Below are 16,585 nucleotides of genomic sequence, written 5' to 3' on the forward strand. Positions count from 1 at the left end.
AAATAGCGGGATGCACGCAAAACTCGCGCAAGACGCTTTCCAAGCTATCGCTTCCCGTACCGGTTCCTTGCGAAATCCAGGCGGTATGTATCTTTTTCCGGTGTCCGTTGCGGCTCCACTTGACTATAGCGGGCCAAACACCGTTAGTGAATTAACACAGGGATATATAAATGTCCAGTTTTTTCTGCCCCGGATACTACTCCGCGCTCGCCCGGATCTGTTCGAGCTCATTCACCACGCCGCCGCTTTCATCCTGGCGCTGCTCGATCCCGTCGAAGATGGCATCGGCCATTCGGGTGACTGAATCAACGGCGCCCTTGATCTCGTTGCTGTCGGCGGTCTGCCTGCCGACGGACGACACGACGCTGTGGCTCATCTCTTTCACGTCCTCAAGTGCCCGCGCCACTGTCTTGGTCGCCTGCGCCTGTTCCTTGGAAGCCTTGAAGATCTGCATGGTCATAGAGCTCACGTCCTCGATGGAACGGCTCACCAGTTGCACCGAGGTCGCCTGCTCCTCGGTGGCGAGCTTGATCTCCTGGGTCATATCGAGCGCCTTCTGGGAACTGTCCAGGATGCTGGCCAGGGAGACGCCTGTCTGCTGGCCGAGTTTCACCCCTTTCTTCACCAGTTCCTTGGTGGCGGTGACGTTGTCAGCGGCGACCCTGGACTCGGTCATGATCTCCTCGATGATGCCGGTGATCTCGCCGGTGGAGAGCCCCGTCTGCAGGGAGAGGTTCCTGATCTCGTCGGCGACGACGCCGAAGCTCTTGCCGTATTCGCCCGCCTGCGCCGCGATGATGGAGGCGTTGAGCGCCAGGAGGTTGGTACGCTTGGTGATGTCGTTGATGACGCTGACAAACCCTTCGATCCTGCCGCTGTTGGCGCTGAGCCTCTTGATCCCCTGGTAGGAAAGATCCACGGAGCTCTGGATTTCCGCCAGCGCATCCACCGTCTCCCGCACGATTTGCGTCCCCTGCTCGGCATGCTCCTTGACGCGACTGGAGAGATTATGCGAATGCCCGGTGCTTTTTTCCACCTGCCTCAGCGTGGTGGTGATCTGCTCCATCGCGGAAACCGACTTGTACACCGAATCGGAGAGGGCGTCCATGTTGTGGGTGATCTGGTCGGTGGCGACGGAGATCTCGGCGGCGGAGACGCTGGCGCTGTCGACCGACTCCATCATGCCGTGCGCGGCGGCGTCGATCTTCAGGGCGCCGTTGGCCAGGGAGTCGGCGGCGTTTTTCAGGCGGTACAGGGTGGAGGAATAACTGTCCCTCTTCATCAGGGTCTCGGAGAAGGTTTTGCCGAGTTCGAGGGTAAGGCGGTCTATGGACTGCAGCAGGCTGATCCGCATCAGCGCGGCAGCCGCCTGATCCGCGAAGAGCCGGATGGTGTCGACGTCGGTGTCGTTCAGTGCCCGGTGGCTCTTCTTGTTGTCGAGGCCGAAGACGCCGATGGTCTCGCCTTTCAGGATGATGGGGCAGAGGATGAAGGTGGTGGAGCGCAGCGGCTCGATGCCGTTGAAAGGCGGCTGCAGCATGAAATCAGCCGGATAATCGGTGATGTTCTCGATGAAGTAGACCTGCTGGTCCTGGAAGCTCTTGTAGATGACGCCGGAGCGTCCATCCAGAGGGATAGTCACCTCGGCGCCGACCGGCGCTTCGTTCCCCGCGGTAACGGCGAAATAGAGATGCTTTCGCTCCGGGTCCGCCATGAGGACGTTGACCCGCTCGTACCCCAGCACCTCGTGCAGCCCCTCCACGCAGAGCGCGAGCACGTCGTCCTTGCGCACCGCCTTCTGAATCCGGCTGCCGATCTTGTGGAAGTTCTTTATGTTGTTGTCCAGCACCTTGTACCGGTTCTCGAAGAGTTTCTTCTGGGCGTCGACTTCCTGCACCAGGATGTCGAGCCTCTCCCCCTTTTGGTGCAGCTCGTCAATGGCGCGGCCGATGAAATAGCCGAACACGGCGAGAACACAGGCGGTGCCCCCTCCCATGTAGATATAGAGCGCCATTCCTTGCGCGCTTTGCCTCATCTCGGCGAGTGCCTGGGAGGCCATGGGGACGTTTGGGTCGGCGAAAAGCAGCAAGCGCAGCACTATCCAGCCAAGCGGTGCCGATATGCCAAGGAAAAAGCCGATGAGCGCATAGATCACACTTCTGTTGGCTCCGGCGATAGGATTCTTCATGTTCAGGGCACCTCTTTGCTCCCGTTAGACGCCCGAAAGGCCCCCGGCGGGATTTTTCACGGTCTGCTCCAGGTTCCGCAGTCTAGTGCAGACATTAGTCAAAGTCAACAGTAACTTACCTCCCCAGCATGATGCCGAGCGCCTCCGCGTGACGCACCATCTCGCCGGCGGGATCTATGAGGTTCAGGCTGCGCACCGCGTCCTCTATCGGCACCGAGGTGATATGACGACCCTTGAGGCAGACCATGTGACCGAAGGCGCCGCTCTCTATCAGCTCCACCGCCTTCACCCCGAAGCGGCTTCCTATGCAGCGGTCGAAGGTCGAGGGGGAACCGCCGCGCTGCAGATGCCCGAGCACGGTTACCCTGATGTCCATCTCCAGCACCCCGCCCAACTCGCGGGAGAAGGCCTCGCCCACCCCGCCCAGACGTTCCACGACCGACTTGCCGCCCGCGGCCTCCTTGACCACGCGCCCGCCTCCCTTGGGGAAAGCGCCTTCGGCAACCACGACGACGCTGAAGCGGCGGCCGCGGCGACCGCGCGCGAGTATCGCCTCGCTGACTTTGTCGATGTCGTAGGGGATCTCGGGGATGAGGATGACGTCGGCGCCGCCGGCTATCCCGGACTCAAGCGCGATCCATCCGGCATAGCGTCCCATGACTTCGAGCACCATGACCCGGTGGTGGCTCTCGGCGGTGGAATGCAGCTTGTCGAGGGCTTCGGTGGCGGTCTCGAGGGCGGTGTTGTAGCCGAAGGTGACGTCGGTTTCCAGCAGGTCGTTGTCGATGGTCTTGGGAACACCGACGATGGGGACGCCCCGGCGCATCATCTCCTGGGCGATTTTGAGTGAGCCGTCCCCCCCTACCACGATCAAGGCGGAAAGGCCAAGGTGCTCGATGCGGGAACAGACTTCGTCGGAGACGTCGACCAGCTCCACCTTCCCCTCGCGCACCATGGGGAAGGAGAACGGGTTTCCCCTGTTGCTGGTGCCGAGTATGGTGCCTCCTAGCGGCAGGATGCCGCGCACCTCTTCGAGCCCGAGATTGCGGCACTTTTCCGGGTGCAGGAATCCGTCGAAACCGTCTTCGATCCCGACGACCTCCCACCCGCGGCCGGTGGCCGATTTGACGACCCCCCTGATGACAGCGTTCAACCCGGGGCAATCCCCTCCCCCGGTCAGTATTCCAATCTTCATGCTCATTCTTCCTCCGGTTTCAATGCATTAAGACATTTTCCGTCTGGTTCTTGCTCAGCTTCGAGGCACCGCCCTCACCCGGCCTGCGGCCACCCTCTCCCAGAGGGAGAGGGTCGGGGTGAGGGAAGGCTAAGCCGGTTTCCCCCCCAGCGCGTCGAGGATCGCCTGGGGCTCCAGACGCTTCCTGGGATCGCTGTCCACGTAGCTCAGGATGACGCGCCGGTCCCGACCGATGACGAAGGTGCCGGCCAAAGGCAGTTCCCACGACTGGTCCGCATTGAAGTCGGGAAGGTTCACCCCCAGCGAGATGTAGAGCTGACGCACCCAGTCCGGGAGCCGGTACACCAGCCCGTATCTGCGGCCCACCTCATTTCCCAGGTCGCTCAGCACCTCGTACTGCAGGAAGTTCTTCAAGAGCGTGGCCTGGGTCTTGTCCGGGCTCTGCGGGGAAACCGCGATGAGCGACGCACCCAAGTGCAGGACCTGGGGGAGGATTTTCTGGTATGCCCTCAACTGAAGGCTGCAGTACGGTCACCAGATCCCCCGATAAAAAGTGAGGACCACCGGCCCGTTGGCAAGCGCATCGCTCAGCTGGACCGGAATGCCCACGGCATTGGGCAAGGTGAAATCGGGCGCCTCTGCACCGGCCTTGGGAGCGCCGGCCGTGCTGGCGCAGGCGGCGATGTCCCGGTATGCCTTGTCGAGAAGCTCTGCCTTCTCCGGCGAGTTGGCACGATACGAATGCTCCAGCGCATCTATTTGCGACCTCAGATCATGTTCCATAGCCCCCTCCGGTTATTGTTTTAGCCACCAATTCTACGCAGATCCATGAAGAGGTCAATGATTCCCGACAGTAGCGCCTTTTTTCAAGGCATGCAGACAATCGCATATTTTTGACCCATGTCATAAACAATTTTCCTTGGCGGCGTTATCTTCAGTTCAACGAAACGCACAAGGGAGGGAGCAGATGGAATTCAAAAACGGCTTGGGAGACGCGGCCATACAGAACGTGATAGCGAGCCACCCGGAGATCGGCGACATCCTGAACCGCTACGAGATCGGTTGCGTCACCTGCAAGGTCGGCATCTGCCTCCTGAAGGACGTCGTTTCCATTCACGGGCTGACCAAGGAACAGGAAGCCTCGGTAGAAAAAGAAATAAATGACTATTTGGATCGTAAAGCCGAAAATTAACAAGTGCCCGGTTAGTTCGGGACACCAACACATACACATACACCGACAGCGTTAACAACTAATTTTTTAAGAACAGGAGACAACATCATGGCACATGCAGGATGCGGCTGCCCGGGCAGCATGGCGAGGGTTATCGAGAAGAGCGAGGCAACTGAGCAGCAGAACACGGTAAAGGCGGCTTCGGAGTTGCGGCAGTGGCCGGTGCAACTGCACCTGGTTCCCCCTACCGCCCCCTGGTTCCAGGACAGCGACATATTGATCGCGGCCGACTGCGTCGCTTTCGCGCTGGGAAGCTTCCACAGCGACCTCTTGAAGGGAAAGGCTCTGGCGATCGCCTGCCCCAAACTTGACGACAGCGCCGCGTACGTGGAGAAGCTAGCCACGATCTTCAGGGAAAACGAGGTGAAGAGCATCACCGTCGCCATCATGGAAGTCCCCTGCTGCCGCGGCCTGGACATGATGGTGAGACAGGCGCTCACCCAGTCAGGGAAAGAGATACCGCTGGAGACCGCAGTGATCGGCATCAACGGGGAGAGGAGGAACTAGGGATGAAACAGGACATCACCCAGAGGCTCAAGGACGAACACCAGCTGATCCTGCGCATGCTCGCCCTTTTGGAGCAGAACGCGAAACGCACCGAAGAGGGCACCTTCAAGAATTACCAGTTCTACCTGGACGGGGTCGACTTCATCAGGAATTACGCCGACCGTTTCCACCATGCCAAGGAGGAGGATGTCCTGTTCGAAGCCCTGGTGGCAAACGGCATGCCCAGGGCCAACAGTCCGGTAGCGGCGATGCTGATGGAGCATGACCTGGGCAGGGCCTTCGTTAAAGCGATGGAGGAGGCCGCCACCCGCGCTCTCAATGGCGAGGCGGGACAGCAAGAAGCCATAGTCGCCAACGCGAGGGGTTACCTGGAGCTTTTACGCGATCATATCGCCAAGGAGGATGACATCCTCTACCCCCTGGCGGAGCGGGTGCTACCGGAAGAGATGCGCGAGAATATCGTGGCTGGTTACCGCACGGCCGAGGAGAAGTCGGAAGCAGGTTTTGAGACACATTACCGTAGCGTCGTGGAAAAGTACGAGGCGGAAGGATAAAAGCTTAAAGCCAAAAGGCGGAACACAGAGGTCACGGAGGTTCGCGGAGGTCACAGAGGTGCTTTTCCGGTAAGGCGAAAGGCACTCACCACAGAGGAAAAGCTTCTTGAGGTTAACCCAAAAGCTTTTGCTTTCCTCCGGGACCTCCGTGGTACCCAGTGTCCTCTGTGTTCCGGGGTTAAGAGGCGGATCACAGAGGTCACCGAGGATAAGCCAGGGCGGACACGGAGGAAAAACGTTTTGGGTTAACCAAAAAGCTTTTGCTTTCCTCCGGGACCTCCGTGGTACCCAGTGTCCTCTGTGTTCCGGGTTTGAATCAAAAAAAGGGCGGGGTCAAATTGACTCCCGCCCTTTCTATTTTATTTACTCGCCTTCCCGGCTCTATTCGAGGTTGTCCTCGATCCTGATGAAGGTGCTCTTGCCGCGGATGACTTCGTAGGTGTCGATTTCGGCAAGCGCCCGGCGCATGTCTGACTCACGGGCCTCGTGGGTCATGATGACGATGGGAACTACTTCGCTCGCGCTTCTCGCGCTCTGCAGCATGGAGGCGATGCTGATGCCGCTGGCTCCCAGGGCCCCCGCGATGCGGGCCAGCACGCCGGGACGGTCCAGAGCCTGAAAACGGATGTAGTACTTGCTCACGATCTCGCCCATGGGCTTGATCGTCAGGGTGCTGACTTTCTCGTCGAGGTACCCAAGCGGCGCGCAGCGGCGGGAGATGCCGGCCCCCATGCTCCGGGAAAGGTCGATGACGTCGCCAACGACGGCGCTGGCGGTTGCGTCCATCCCCGCGCCCCTGCCATAGAACATCACCGGACCGATGAAGTCGCCGGTGAGCCTGATGGCGTTGAACACGCCGTGCACGTCGGCCAGCGGGTAGTCGATCGGGATCATGGTCGGATGCACGCGCGCCTCGATCTGCCCGTCGTCCATCTTCCCTATGGCCAGAAGCTTGATGCGGTAGCCGAGGGACTTGGCGAAGTCGACGTCCTCGGAAGAAATCGAGGTGATCCCTTCGGAGTAGATGTCCTTCAGGTCGATCTTGGTTCCGAAACAAAGGGAGAGCAGCAGGCAGAGCTTGTGCGCCGTGTCGACGCCTTCGATATCGAAGGTGGGGTCGGCTTCGGCATAGCCTAATTCCTGGGCGCTCTTCAGCACCTCGGAGAAGTCCGCTCCATCGTGGGTCATCCGGGTCAGGATGTAGTTGCAGGTACCGTTCACGATGCCGAGCACGGTCGAGAAACGGTTCCCCGCCAGGTTCCCCTTGATGGCGGAAAGGACCGGGATGCCCCCGCCCACGGCAGCCTCGAAAAGGACTTCGACGCCGTTTGCCTTGGCGGCAGCGTATATTTCCTCGCCATGAACTGCCAGGAGTGCCTTGTTGGCGGTTACCACGTGCTTGCCGTGAGAGATGGCCTTAAGGACGAAGCTGCGGGCGGGCTCGTAGCCGCCGATCAGTTCGATGATTATGGAGATTTCCGGATCGGTCAGCACTTCTTCGGCGGTGCGGGTGAGGATGATCCCTTCGGTGTTGACGCCGCGGTCAGTGGTGATGTCGAGGTCGACGATGCTCTTCAGGGAAATCCGGGTGCCGGTCTTCTCCGTCAAAAGCGCGCTGTTCGCGGCAAGAAGCTTTACCACACCGGCGCCGATGGTGCCGAAACCGAGAAGGCCAATCTTTATCTCTTTCATAATCCCTCGTTGGTCAATACATGATAATTTTGGGTTTTCGCTGCAGGACCCGGTACGGCTACTCCTTGTCGGTCACGGTGGAGGCGATCTCGTCGAGAATGCCGTTGACGAAGGAGGCGGAATCGTCGGCGCCGAATTTCTTGGCAACCTCGATGGCCTCGTTCATGGTGACGTTCTTCGGAATGTCCGGGCGGAACAAAAGCTCGAACACGGCCAGACGCAGGATGTTGAGGTCCACGCGCGCCATGCGGGCCATGCTCCAGTGCTTGGACTTTTCGGCGATGCGGCTGTCGATTTCCTGCAGGTTGCTGACCACGCCGTTCACCAGTTCGGAAGCAAAGGCGTAGGCCTTTGAGTTGACCGACAGGGTCGGCTCCTCACCTTCGCTGAAGCTTTCAGTGATCCTTTTTAGCGTGGTGTTGGCGTCCTGCAGCACCAGGTCCTTGGAGTAAAGCGCCTGTAGCGCAAGTTCTCTCCCTTCTCTGCGTGTCGTCAATTATTTCATCTCCTTGAAGACGTTGGCGATCTCGATGACGGTCATGGCGGCGTCGAAACCCTTGTTGCCTGCCTTGGTGCCGGCGCGTTCGATGGCCTGTTCGATGGTATCGGTGGTCAGCACTCCGAAGGCCACGGGCACGCCGGTGGCGAGCGAAGCGTGGGCGATCCCCTTGGAGACCTCGGAGGAAACGTAGTCGAAGTGGGGGGTGGAACCGCGGATTACGGCGCCCAGGCAGATGATGGCGTCGTAGTTGCCGCTGCCGGCCATCTTCTGCGCGGTAAGCGGGATTTCGAAGGCCCCGGGAACGCGGACCACGGTGATCTGCGCGTCATCGGCGCCGTGGCGCAGCAGCGCGTCAAGAGCCCCTTCAAGCAGGCGCTCGCCGATGAAGCTGTTGAAACGGCCGACGACGATACCGAACCTAAGTCCCTCGGCGTTGAGTTTTCCCTCTACGTATTTTGGCATGATGCCTCCCAAATTCAGATAAAGATAGAGATAAAGATTGAGATTAAGAAGATTCAGATTGAGGAAAAACTAAGAGCTTTGGGTTTTCCTATATCTTTGCTTTACAGGTTTTCCTTAATCTTTATCTGCTTTATCTCTTTATCTGTTTTATATGTTTTCCAGCAGGTGTCCCATCTTCTCGCGCTTGGTCTTCAGGTATTTCTCGTTGCTTTTGGAAGCCGCGATCTCAATGGGAACGCGCTCGACGATGTTGATGCCGTACCCCTGGAGGCCGATGAGTTTCTTCGGGTTGTTGGTCATGAGGCGAATCTTCTTCACGCCCAGGTTCACCAGGATCTGCGCGCCGATGCCGTAGTCCCTGAGGTCAGCCTTGAAGCCGAGGGCGAGGTTGGCCTCCACCGTGTCGTGCCCCTGGTCCTGCAGTGCGTACGCTTTGAGCTTGTTGGTGAGCCCGATGCCGCGCCCTTCCTGGCGCATGTAAAGGATTACTCCCGTTCCTTCCTTCTCGATCCGCTCCATGGCGCTGTGCAGCTGATCGGCGCAGTCGCACCTGACGCTGCCGAAGACGTCCCCGGTGAGGCATTCGGAATGGACCCGCACCAGTACCGGCTCGTCGCCTTTGATGTCCCCTTTGACCAGGGCCAGGTGCTCCAACTTGTCGATGTCGTTTTCGAAGGCCACGGCGCGGAAGCTGCCGTATGTGCTCGGAAGCGCTACGTCGACCGAGCGGCGCACCAGCGATTCGTGCTTGAGGCGGTAGGCGACGAGATCGGCTACGGTGCAGACCTTGATGCCGTGCTCCTTGGCGAACTTCTTCAACTCGGGCATGCGCGACATAGTGCCGTCGTCGTTCATGATCTCGCAGATGACGCCGGCAGGCTCCAACCCGGCGAGACGCGCCAGGTCGACCGAGCCTTCGGTCTGCCCGGAGCGCACCAGGACGCCGCCGTTGCGGGCCCTGAGCGGGAAGATGTGGCCCGGCCGCGCCAGGTCCGCCGCCGTGGCATCGGGTGCCACGGCGGTCAGTATGGTATGCGCGCGGTCCGCCGCAGAGATGCCGGTGGTAACGCCCTTTTTCGCTTCGATGGAAACGGTGAAGGCGGTGCCGAAGGATGAGGTGTTGGTCTGCACCATCGGCTGCAGGTCGAGGCGGTCGCAGCGCTCCGAGGTCATGGTGAGGCAGATCAAGCCGCGGCCGTACTTCGCCATGAAGTTGATGGCCTCAGGCGTCACGCACTGAGCCGCCATGGTGAGGTCGCCTTCGTTTTCGCGATCCTCGTCGTCCGCGAGGATGACCATCCTGCCGGCCCTGATCTCCTCAATCGCTTCCTCTATGCTTGCAACAGACATGGTTTAACCTCTCTTCCTCTGGGTCGGGATGGATGCACCCGCTCCCGTAACTGAATCTAGATCGTCGACCATAACAAAAAAAGGGGCAAAGTGAAAGAGAAAGCCGTTACATGAAGCCGCTTTTTGCCAGCAGGTCCAGCGTCACTCCTTCGCCGCCTGTTTCCCTGCCCGCCAGCAAGCGTTCGAGGTACCGGCACAAAAGGTCCGTCTCGATGTTCACCTCGTCCCCCACGCGCTTCCCGATGAGCGTAGTCTTTGCCGCGGTGTGAGGTATCACGTTGATGCTGAAGCTGTCGGGGCCGGCCGTGTTGACGGTGAGACTGATGCCGTCGATGGCAACCGAGCCTTTGGCAGCGATGTACTTGCCGTACTGGGGCGGGAACCGGAAGGAGAAGACGATGTTGCCGGCGACCTCCCGCCGCTCGATGATGGTGGCGACGCAGTCGACGTGCCCGGAAACCAGGTGCCCGTCCAGGCGGTCGGAGAGCTTCATGGCGCGCTCCATGTTGACAGGGGAGCCGCTTTTGAGGTTCTTGAAGCCGGTGCGGTCGATGGTTTCGGGCGAGATGTCGAAGGTCACCGCCCCGCCCCCCTTGCGGACCACGGTGAGGCAGGCGCCGTTGATGGCGATCGAGGCGCCGATGGCGACTTCGTCCAGCGGCAGCGACGTCTTCACCGTGAGGCTACCCGAGGCTCCGCGCTTCTCGATGGAGACGAGCTCGCCTACTGTTTCTATCAGACCTGTGAACATGAAAAACCTCTTAAACCGTTAACACGGAGAAAATCTGAGGACATCTGAGAAACCAAGAACCGGAGAGAAACAAGACCTTGAGACTTTGGCTCTCTCGGGCTGTTGCCTGTGCTCAGATTTTCTCAGATGTTCTCCTTGTTAGGGGTTCTGACTTTTTGTTTTTGTGGGGACGCCTTCCACCAGGAGATCGACTCCCACTCGCTTCACCCTCATCTGCTCCAACCGGATGGCATCTGCCATAAGCGTCGCGCCCTCCCCTGCGAAGAGCCCCATGCCGGCTCCTCCCACGAGCTTCGGCGCCAGAAAGATCATGCACTTGTCGATGAGCCCGGCACGAAGAGCTGCCCCGGCCAAGTGACTCCCCCCTTCGAGGAGCACGGACTGCACGCCGCGCGCACCCAACTGAACGAAGAGGTCGCAAAGATCGACTCGCCCATCTGTCTCGCAGCAGGTGAGGATCTCCACCCCGTGGGCCTTGAGTGCTTCCATTTTCGCCTGGTCGCCGCTGCAGGTGGCTATGACGGTTTTGGCTTTCGACTCCACGCCCAGTATCGCGGCATGGAGCGGTATCCTGAGGGTCGAGTCGACGATCACCCGCAGCGGGTCTTTGCCGCCGGGGACCCTGCAGGTTAGAAGCGGGTCGTCCTTCACCACGGTGCCGACGCCGACCATGATGGCGTCGAGACGCCCACGCAACCGGTGCACTTCGCGCCGGGCACGGTCGCTGGTCACCCACTTTGAGTCGCCGCTTGCCGTGGCGCTCTTGCCGTCGAGGGTAAGGGCGCTCTTCAGCAGCACGTAAGGTAGCTTCGTCTGTATCCACTTGATGAAGGGGAGGTTCAGCTCGCGGCTCTCCTCTTCCAAGAGCCCCACTTCGACTGCTATCCCCGCGTCCTTGAGCATCTGGATCCCCCGCCCGGAGACAAGCGGGTTGGGATCGACCATGGCGACGAAGACGCGCGCCACGTTCGCCTCGATGAGGGCCTTGGCGCAGGGGGGGGTCTTGCCGAAGTGGGAGCAGGGCTCAAGGGTCACGTAGGCGTCGGCGCCGGCCGCCTTAGCGCCGGCCGCCTTCAAGGCATGCACCTCGGCGTGCGGAGTCCCCGCCTTTTTGTGCCAGCCGGCCCCGACGACTTCGCCGTTACGGACGATGACGCAGCCGACGGCGGGGTTGGGAGCCGTCTTGCCGACTCCCTTTCTGGCCTCGGAAAGCGCCAGGCGCATCATTTTAAGGTGTAGGTCGGACATGTCCCCCCGCTACTTTTTCAGCAGGTCCTGCAGTTCTTCCATGAATTCGTTGATGTCCTTGAAGGAGCGGTAGACCGAGGCGAAGCGGACATAGGCCACCTGGTCGACGCCGTGCAATTCCGACATGATCCATTCGCCGAGGGTGGTGGTGGGAATCTCCCTCTCGCCGCTTTCCTGCAGGCGCGTCTCCAGGCGATCGACCATCTTCTCGATGGTCTCCACCGAGACCGGCCGCTTCTCGCAGGCCTTCTGGATCCCGTTGACGAGCTTCATGCGCTCGAAGGGTTCGCGCCTGCCGTCCCTCTTGGTGACCAGGGGAAGGACCTCCTCCACGCGCTCGTGGGTGGTGAAGCGCTTGCCGCACGACTCGCACTCGCGCCGGCGCCTGATGGCGGCCCCACCCTTGTCCGGGCGGGAGTCGACTACCTTGCTGTCGGCAAAATTGCAGAAAGGACATTTCATGGGTTTGGCTCCTCGTATTTTTCCACCAGGATGCCGGATTCCCGAATCATCTCCTCGGCCAACTGGTCCGGATATCCCGAGAGGTACACCACGCGCTTGATGCCGGAGTTGATCACCATCTTAGAGCAGATGATGCAGGGCATGGTGTTGCAGTAAAGGGTCGCGCCCTCGATGGATGTGCCGTGCTTCGCCGCCTGTATGATGGCGTTTTGCTCGGCGTGAAGACCGCGGCAAAGCTCGTGGCGCTCGCCGGACGGGATCCCCATCTTCTCCCTGAGGCAGCCTATGTCGAGGCAATGGGCGGTCCCGGAGGGTGCGCCGTTGTAGCCGGTGGCAAGGATGTTCTTGTCCTTGACCAGCACCGCCCCCACCTGCCGCCTGAGACAGGTGGAGCGTTTGGCTACCAGGCGTGTGATTTCGATGAAATATTCATCCCAACTCGGACGGCCCATAGATAGTCCTCTCATTTGAAATTGGGCCACAATAGCGGTTTTCACGAATCCGGTCAAGAAGCGTGAGAGAGGCGCCGGGCGGTTGCAGCTGTGAAAGGTGTTGCAAAGAGCCGGTGCGGGCGCAGATGAGGCTGCAGCGAATGGAGTGGATCGAGACTGCGCCGGGACATTTAGCAGGTCTTTCGCGGCGGCCGGGCAGGATGAGCGAGCCGTCGCCCGAGTCGGTCCCTATTGGGAAAGTTCTTGCCCGAAAGGCCCAAAGAGTGTAAGAGTACCCTCTTTTTTCGGGAGGATAACCAGTGACCATGCACGCAACAGACACACCTCAATTGCTTGAAATCATAGTCGAAGAAAGCGGGCTGCCGCGCGGCGGCGTGCTCCAGACGGTGGCGCTTTTGAACGAGGGGGGGACGGTTCCCTTCATCGCGCGATACCGGAAGGAGCAGACCGGGGAACTGGACGAGGTCCAGATCCGCCAGATCGAGGACCTGCTGATCTACCACCGCGAACTGTCCGAGCGCAAGGTGACGGTGCTGAAAAGTATCGAGGAGCAGGGAAAGCTCACCCCGGAACTTTCGGCTCGCATCGCGAGCTGCCGCAAGAAGACCGACCTGGAGGACCTGTACCTCCCCTACAAGCCGAAGCGCCGCACCAAGGCCACCATCGCGCGGGAGAAGGGGCTGGAGCCCCTGGCCGAGCTGATCGCGGCGCAGGAGTTGACCAGCGGAAGCCCGGCCGAGGCGGCGGCCCCCTTCGTCAACGCCGAGCCGGGCGTAGCCGACGCAGAGGCCGCCCTTGAAGGGGCGGCGCACATCATCGCCGAGCAGCTGAGCGAGAACGCGGACCTGCGCGGCATGGTGCGCGACCTTACCAGGGAGCAGGGGATATTCGGTTCGCAGTTGATCGGCGAAGGGGCCGACAAAGACGGCAAGTTCCGGATGTACTACGACTACCAGGAGCCGCTGAAGTCGATACCGTCCCATCGCATGCTCGCCATGCGGCGCGGGGAAAAGGAGGACGTCTTAAGGCTCACCCTGCTGGCGCCGGAAGAGGAGATCGTCGGGAGGCTGAAGGGGGCGTTGATCAAACGGGAGAGCATCTTCAAGGGGGTCCTGGAAGCGGCGGCCGCCGACGCCTACAAGCGGCTCATCGCCCCCTCGATCGAGGTGGAACTGCGGCTTGAGGCAAAGACCCGCGCCGACGAGGCGGCCATCGCCGTCTTCGCGCAGAACCTGAAGAACCTTTTGCTCCTGCCGCCGGCCGGAGGGAGGCGGGTGCTGGGGATCGACCCAGGGCTTAGGACCGGCTGCAAGCTCGCCGCGATCAGCGAGACCGGGCGCTTCCTGGAGCATGTCACCATCTACCCGCACACAGGCGGAGCCAAGGCGGAGGCGGCCGGCGCCGAACTGGCGGGGATGGTGCAGCGCAACGACTGCCTTCTCATTGCCATAGGCAACGGCACAGGGGGGCGCGAGACCGAGATCTTCGTGCGCGACGCATTGAGGAAAGCGGGGATAAAGGCGGAGACGGTGATGGTGAACGAGGCGGGCGCCAGCATCTATTCAGCATCGGAGATCGCCAGGGAGGAGTTCCCCGAACTCGACCTGACCGTCCGCGGCGCCATATCCATCGGACGCAGGCTCCAGGACCCGCTCGCCGAACTGGTGAAGATCGATCCCAAGAGCATCGGGGTCGGCCAGTACCAGCACGACGTGAACCAGACCCTGCTGAAAAAGGCGCTGGACGCGGTGGTGGAATCCTGCGTCAACTTCGTCGGCGTCGACTTGAACAGCGCGTCGTGGGCGCTGCTCTCCTACGTTGCCGGCCTCTCGGAAAGCCAGGGGCGGGCCATCGTCAGGCACCGGGACGAGCAGGGAGCCTTCGCGTCGCGGCAGTCGCTTTTGAAGGTCGCGCGCTTCGGACCCAAGGCGTTCGAGCAGGCGGCGGGCTTTTTGAGGATCAGGGGCGGGGAGAACCCGCTGGACAATACGGCGGTGCACCCGGAAAACTACGCGGTGGTCGAGAAGATGGCGGCTGACCTCGGGGTGAGCCTGTCGCAACTGGTCGCGGACCCGGGTCTTTCGGCGGGGATCAGGATAGAGCGCTACGTGACCGACACCATCGGCATCCCGACGCTGCGGGATATCCTGGCGGAGCTGAAGAAACCGGGGCGCGACCCGCGCGAGCAGTTCCAGAGCGCGAGCTTCAGAGAGGACGTGGTGACCATCGCCGACCTGAAGGAGGGGATGATCCTGCAGGGGGTGGTGACCAACGTCGCCGCCTTCGGCGCTTTCGTGGACATCGGGGTGCACCAGGACGGGCTGGTACACGTAAGCCAGCTCTCGCACCGCTTTACCAAGGACCCCAACGATGCAGTCAAGGTCGGGGAGATCGTGAAGGTAAAGGTGCTTTCGGCAGATACGGAAAGAAAGAGAATCTCACTCTCGATCAAGCAGGCGGGGCCCGAGAAGGCGCCGAAGAGCGCCGAAGTCAGGAAGCCGCAGCCCAAAGAAAAGCCGGTGAACGAGCAGTCGGCGTGGGAAAAGGCGGGTTTCAGGGTGAAGAAATAAGGGCACGGAAATTTTCTGCCGGGAAAAAAGAAAGGGGATGGAGCTTCGAGGGCTCCATCCCCTTTTTGTGTATTGCCGGTTACTCTAGCAGGCGCTTCTCAAGAGCTTGCGGCCACCCTTGAAGACAACCTCGATTTTCCCTGCCTGTGAGGAGGCTATGACGCCTATGCCGAAGGTCGGATGCGTGAGAAGGGTGTTGGCCCGGAATTTCCCCTCCATGCTATAGGGGACGGCGAGATCCGGGTCGAGCGGACGGATCATTTCTTCCCAGACAGCCTCGTCGGAGATGGCCGGTGCCTTGACCGACCGGGCGCGAGGCGTTTTTGCCTCTTTAGCCGCTTTGGGCGCCTTAGCCGCCGCAACCTTCGGCTCTTTGGCAGGGCGATGGTTGTGTTCGCTGCCGCAGGTATTGCATTTCACCCTGACCACCTGTCCGTCCACCATGGCGATGATGGTGTGGTTGAGAAGTGCCTTGCACCGCGTGCACTGCGAATCGACCATGTCTCCTGCCGCTAATACTCTTTTTTGCATTGGGCCTCCCTGACCTGTGTTGCTCAAAGAAAAAGGGCTTAACCGTCGGCGGCTAAACCCTTTCCATTGCGTTATAGGAACGCGGGCCCCGACTGCGGTCCCACATCTGTACGAATCGTTGGTTTAAGCGTTTTATGTCATTGATGTGCTGTTGAAATATAAGGGAATTCCGCAGCAGATGCAAGGGAAAAAGCGGCCGGGGCTGTCCTGAAAGGTGCGCTGGACGGGCCTGCAGAGGCCGCGGTTACCAGGATCAGCAGCGGTCCGCGGGGAGTTGCAGCGGCTCGCGTATCAGCAGGCGGCAGCATATCGCCTCCAGAGCGATCCCCAGGGAAGCACCGGCAATAACGTCGCTCAGGAAGTGATAGTTGGTCGCGATCAGAGCGCAGCCAAGGAGGGTGCCAGTTAACAGGCAAAGGGGGCGGGTCTTGGGGTAGAAACGCCAGACGGCGGCAATGATGGCGACTATGACAAGCATGTGGCCGGAGGGGAAGCCGTCGCACCTCTCCCGCATCTGGAAGAAGTAGAAGCCGTAGAGATCCGGATGCTGCAGCCAATACCTGGTGTTGATGCGACCGAAGGCGATCTTCAGCACCATCTTGGCCAGGTAGGACAGTGGGGCGACCCACAGCACCAGTTGGCAGAAGAAGGTGGTAGCGTCGTAAAGGCCTCGCCTCGATCTCACCAGGTATGCCGACAGTGAAGCCAGCATGGAAAAGAGCACCACCAGCAGCAGCAAGTCCGGCATGTCGGAAGTAAGCTTCGACCACGAGGTATTGGCGTAGAGATGGTTCTTTACGAATGTCGCCAGCGGTAAATCGAGGTAGAAGATAGCAAGCACAGTGATCAACGCAGCCGCAAGAGTACTGCCGATCATTTTCTGAAATGTG

17 protein-coding genes are annotated in these 16,585 nt (G+C 60.5%); 4 read left to right on the forward strand and 13 right to left on the reverse strand.

The window, feature by feature from the left end; translation table 11 throughout:
- Positions 1-196 precede the first annotated feature (196 nt).
- The 3 genes from K419_RS0104655 to K419_RS21595 form a co-directional block, all read right to left on the reverse strand.
- On the reverse strand, positions 197-2,188 hold the full coding sequence (locus K419_RS0104655) for a methyl-accepting chemotaxis protein (RefSeq protein ID WP_026840562.1): 1,992 nt from the start codon (positions 2,186-2,188) through the stop codon (positions 197-199).
- 115 nt (positions 2,189-2,303) lie between these two features.
- Positions 2,304-3,389 carry a 6-phosphofructokinase gene (locus tag K419_RS0104660; RefSeq protein ID WP_026840563.1) on the reverse strand — a complete coding sequence of 362 codons (1,086 nt, stop codon included), beginning with the start codon at positions 3,387-3,389 and terminating at the stop codon, positions 2,304-2,306.
- A gap of 123 nt (positions 3,390-3,512) precedes the next feature.
- Positions 3,513-4,166 carry a peroxiredoxin-like family protein gene (locus K419_RS21595; protein WP_084154114.1) on the reverse strand — a complete coding sequence of 218 codons (654 nt, stop codon included), beginning with the start codon at positions 4,164-4,166 and terminating at the stop codon, positions 3,513-3,515.
- Positions 4,167-4,350: 184 nt separating this feature from the next.
- Here K419_RS21595 and K419_RS0104670 point away from each other — a divergent pair, with 184 nt between their 5' ends.
- The 3 genes from K419_RS0104670 to K419_RS0104680 all read left to right on the forward strand — a co-directional run bounded on the left by K419_RS0104670 (position 4,351) and on the right by K419_RS0104680 (position 5,675).
- Positions 4,351-4,575, forward strand: coding sequence for a hypothetical protein (locus K419_RS0104670; protein ID WP_026840564.1), 225 nt, complete (start codon positions 4,351-4,353; stop codon positions 4,573-4,575).
- Positions 4,576-4,662: 87 nt separating this feature from the next.
- Positions 4,663-5,121, forward strand: a complete 459-nt coding sequence (locus K419_RS21600) for a hypothetical protein (protein WP_051292874.1) — start codon at positions 4,663-4,665, stop codon at positions 5,119-5,121.
- 2 nt (positions 5,122-5,123) lie between these two features.
- The gene (locus K419_RS0104680; protein ID WP_026840565.1) at positions 5,124-5,675 is read left to right on the forward strand and encodes a hemerythrin domain-containing protein; all 552 of its coding nucleotides are present in this window, start codon (positions 5,124-5,126) and stop codon (positions 5,673-5,675) included.
- 381 nt (positions 5,676-6,056) lie between these two features.
- On the opposite strand, the gene K419_RS0104685 is transcribed toward K419_RS0104680, so the two are convergent.
- From K419_RS0104685 to K419_RS0104720, 8 genes are all read right to left on the reverse strand, one after another.
- Positions 6,057-7,367, reverse strand: a complete 1,311-nt coding sequence (locus tag K419_RS0104685) for a homoserine dehydrogenase (protein ID WP_026840566.1) — start codon at positions 7,365-7,367, stop codon at positions 6,057-6,059.
- Between the two features lie 58 nt (positions 7,368-7,425).
- Entirely contained in the window at positions 7,426-7,863 is a 438-nt protein-coding gene (gene nusB / locus K419_RS0104690) for a transcription antitermination factor NusB (protein ID WP_026840567.1), read from the reverse strand.
- Entirely contained in the window at positions 7,864-8,331 is a 468-nt protein-coding gene (gene ribH, locus K419_RS0104695) for a 6,7-dimethyl-8-ribityllumazine synthase (protein WP_026840568.1), read from the reverse strand.
- A 147-nt stretch (positions 8,332-8,478) separates the two neighbouring features.
- The gene (locus tag K419_RS0104700) at positions 8,479-9,681 is read right to left on the reverse strand and encodes a bifunctional 3,4-dihydroxy-2-butanone-4-phosphate synthase/GTP cyclohydrolase II (protein WP_026840569.1); all 1,203 of its coding nucleotides are present in this window, start codon (positions 9,679-9,681) and stop codon (positions 8,479-8,481) included.
- Positions 9,682-9,787: 106 nt separating this feature from the next.
- Positions 9,788-10,432, reverse strand: a complete 645-nt coding sequence (locus K419_RS0104705) for a riboflavin synthase (RefSeq protein ID WP_026840570.1) — start codon at positions 10,430-10,432, stop codon at positions 9,788-9,790.
- A gap of 138 nt (positions 10,433-10,570) precedes the next feature.
- The gene (ribD, locus tag K419_RS0104710; RefSeq protein ID WP_026840571.1) at positions 10,571-11,680 is read right to left on the reverse strand and encodes a bifunctional diaminohydroxyphosphoribosylaminopyrimidine deaminase/5-amino-6-(5-phosphoribosylamino)uracil reductase RibD; all 1,110 of its coding nucleotides are present in this window, start codon (positions 11,678-11,680) and stop codon (positions 10,571-10,573) included.
- Positions 11,681-11,689: 9 nt separating this feature from the next.
- Entirely contained in the window at positions 11,690-12,142 is a 453-nt protein-coding gene (nrdR, locus tag K419_RS0104715; protein WP_026840572.1) for a transcriptional regulator NrdR, read from the reverse strand.
- Positions 12,139-12,594 carry a deoxycytidylate deaminase gene (locus K419_RS0104720; protein ID WP_026840573.1) on the reverse strand — a complete coding sequence of 152 codons (456 nt, stop codon included), beginning with the start codon at positions 12,592-12,594 and terminating at the stop codon, positions 12,139-12,141. Before K419_RS0104720 ends, nrdR begins: the two co-directional genes overlap by 4 nt.
- Before the next feature lie 305 nt (positions 12,595-12,899).
- Between K419_RS0104720 and K419_RS0104725 the strand changes: the two genes are divergently transcribed.
- The gene (locus tag K419_RS0104725; protein WP_084154130.1) at positions 12,900-15,164 is read left to right on the forward strand and encodes a Tex family protein; all 2,265 of its coding nucleotides are present in this window, start codon (positions 12,900-12,902) and stop codon (positions 15,162-15,164) included.
- 84 nt (positions 15,165-15,248) lie between these two features.
- Here the strand turns inward: K419_RS0104725 and K419_RS0104730 are convergent, their stop codons facing one another.
- Both K419_RS0104730 and K419_RS0104735 read right to left on the reverse strand, forming a co-directional pair.
- Entirely contained in the window at positions 15,249-15,695 is a 447-nt protein-coding gene (locus K419_RS0104730) for a hypothetical protein (RefSeq protein ID WP_026840575.1), read from the reverse strand.
- A gap of 253 nt (positions 15,696-15,948) precedes the next feature.
- Positions 15,949-16,536 carry a phosphatase PAP2 family protein gene (locus K419_RS0104735; protein ID WP_226377638.1) on the reverse strand — a complete coding sequence of 196 codons (588 nt, stop codon included), beginning with the start codon at positions 16,534-16,536 and terminating at the stop codon, positions 15,949-15,951.
- Between the last annotated feature and the right edge of the window lie 49 nt (positions 16,537-16,585).

This window comes from Citrifermentans bremense R1 (assembly GCF_000426865.1).
Classification (GTDB): Bacteria; Desulfobacterota; Desulfuromonadia; order Geobacterales; family Geobacteraceae; genus Geomonas; species Geomonas bremensis.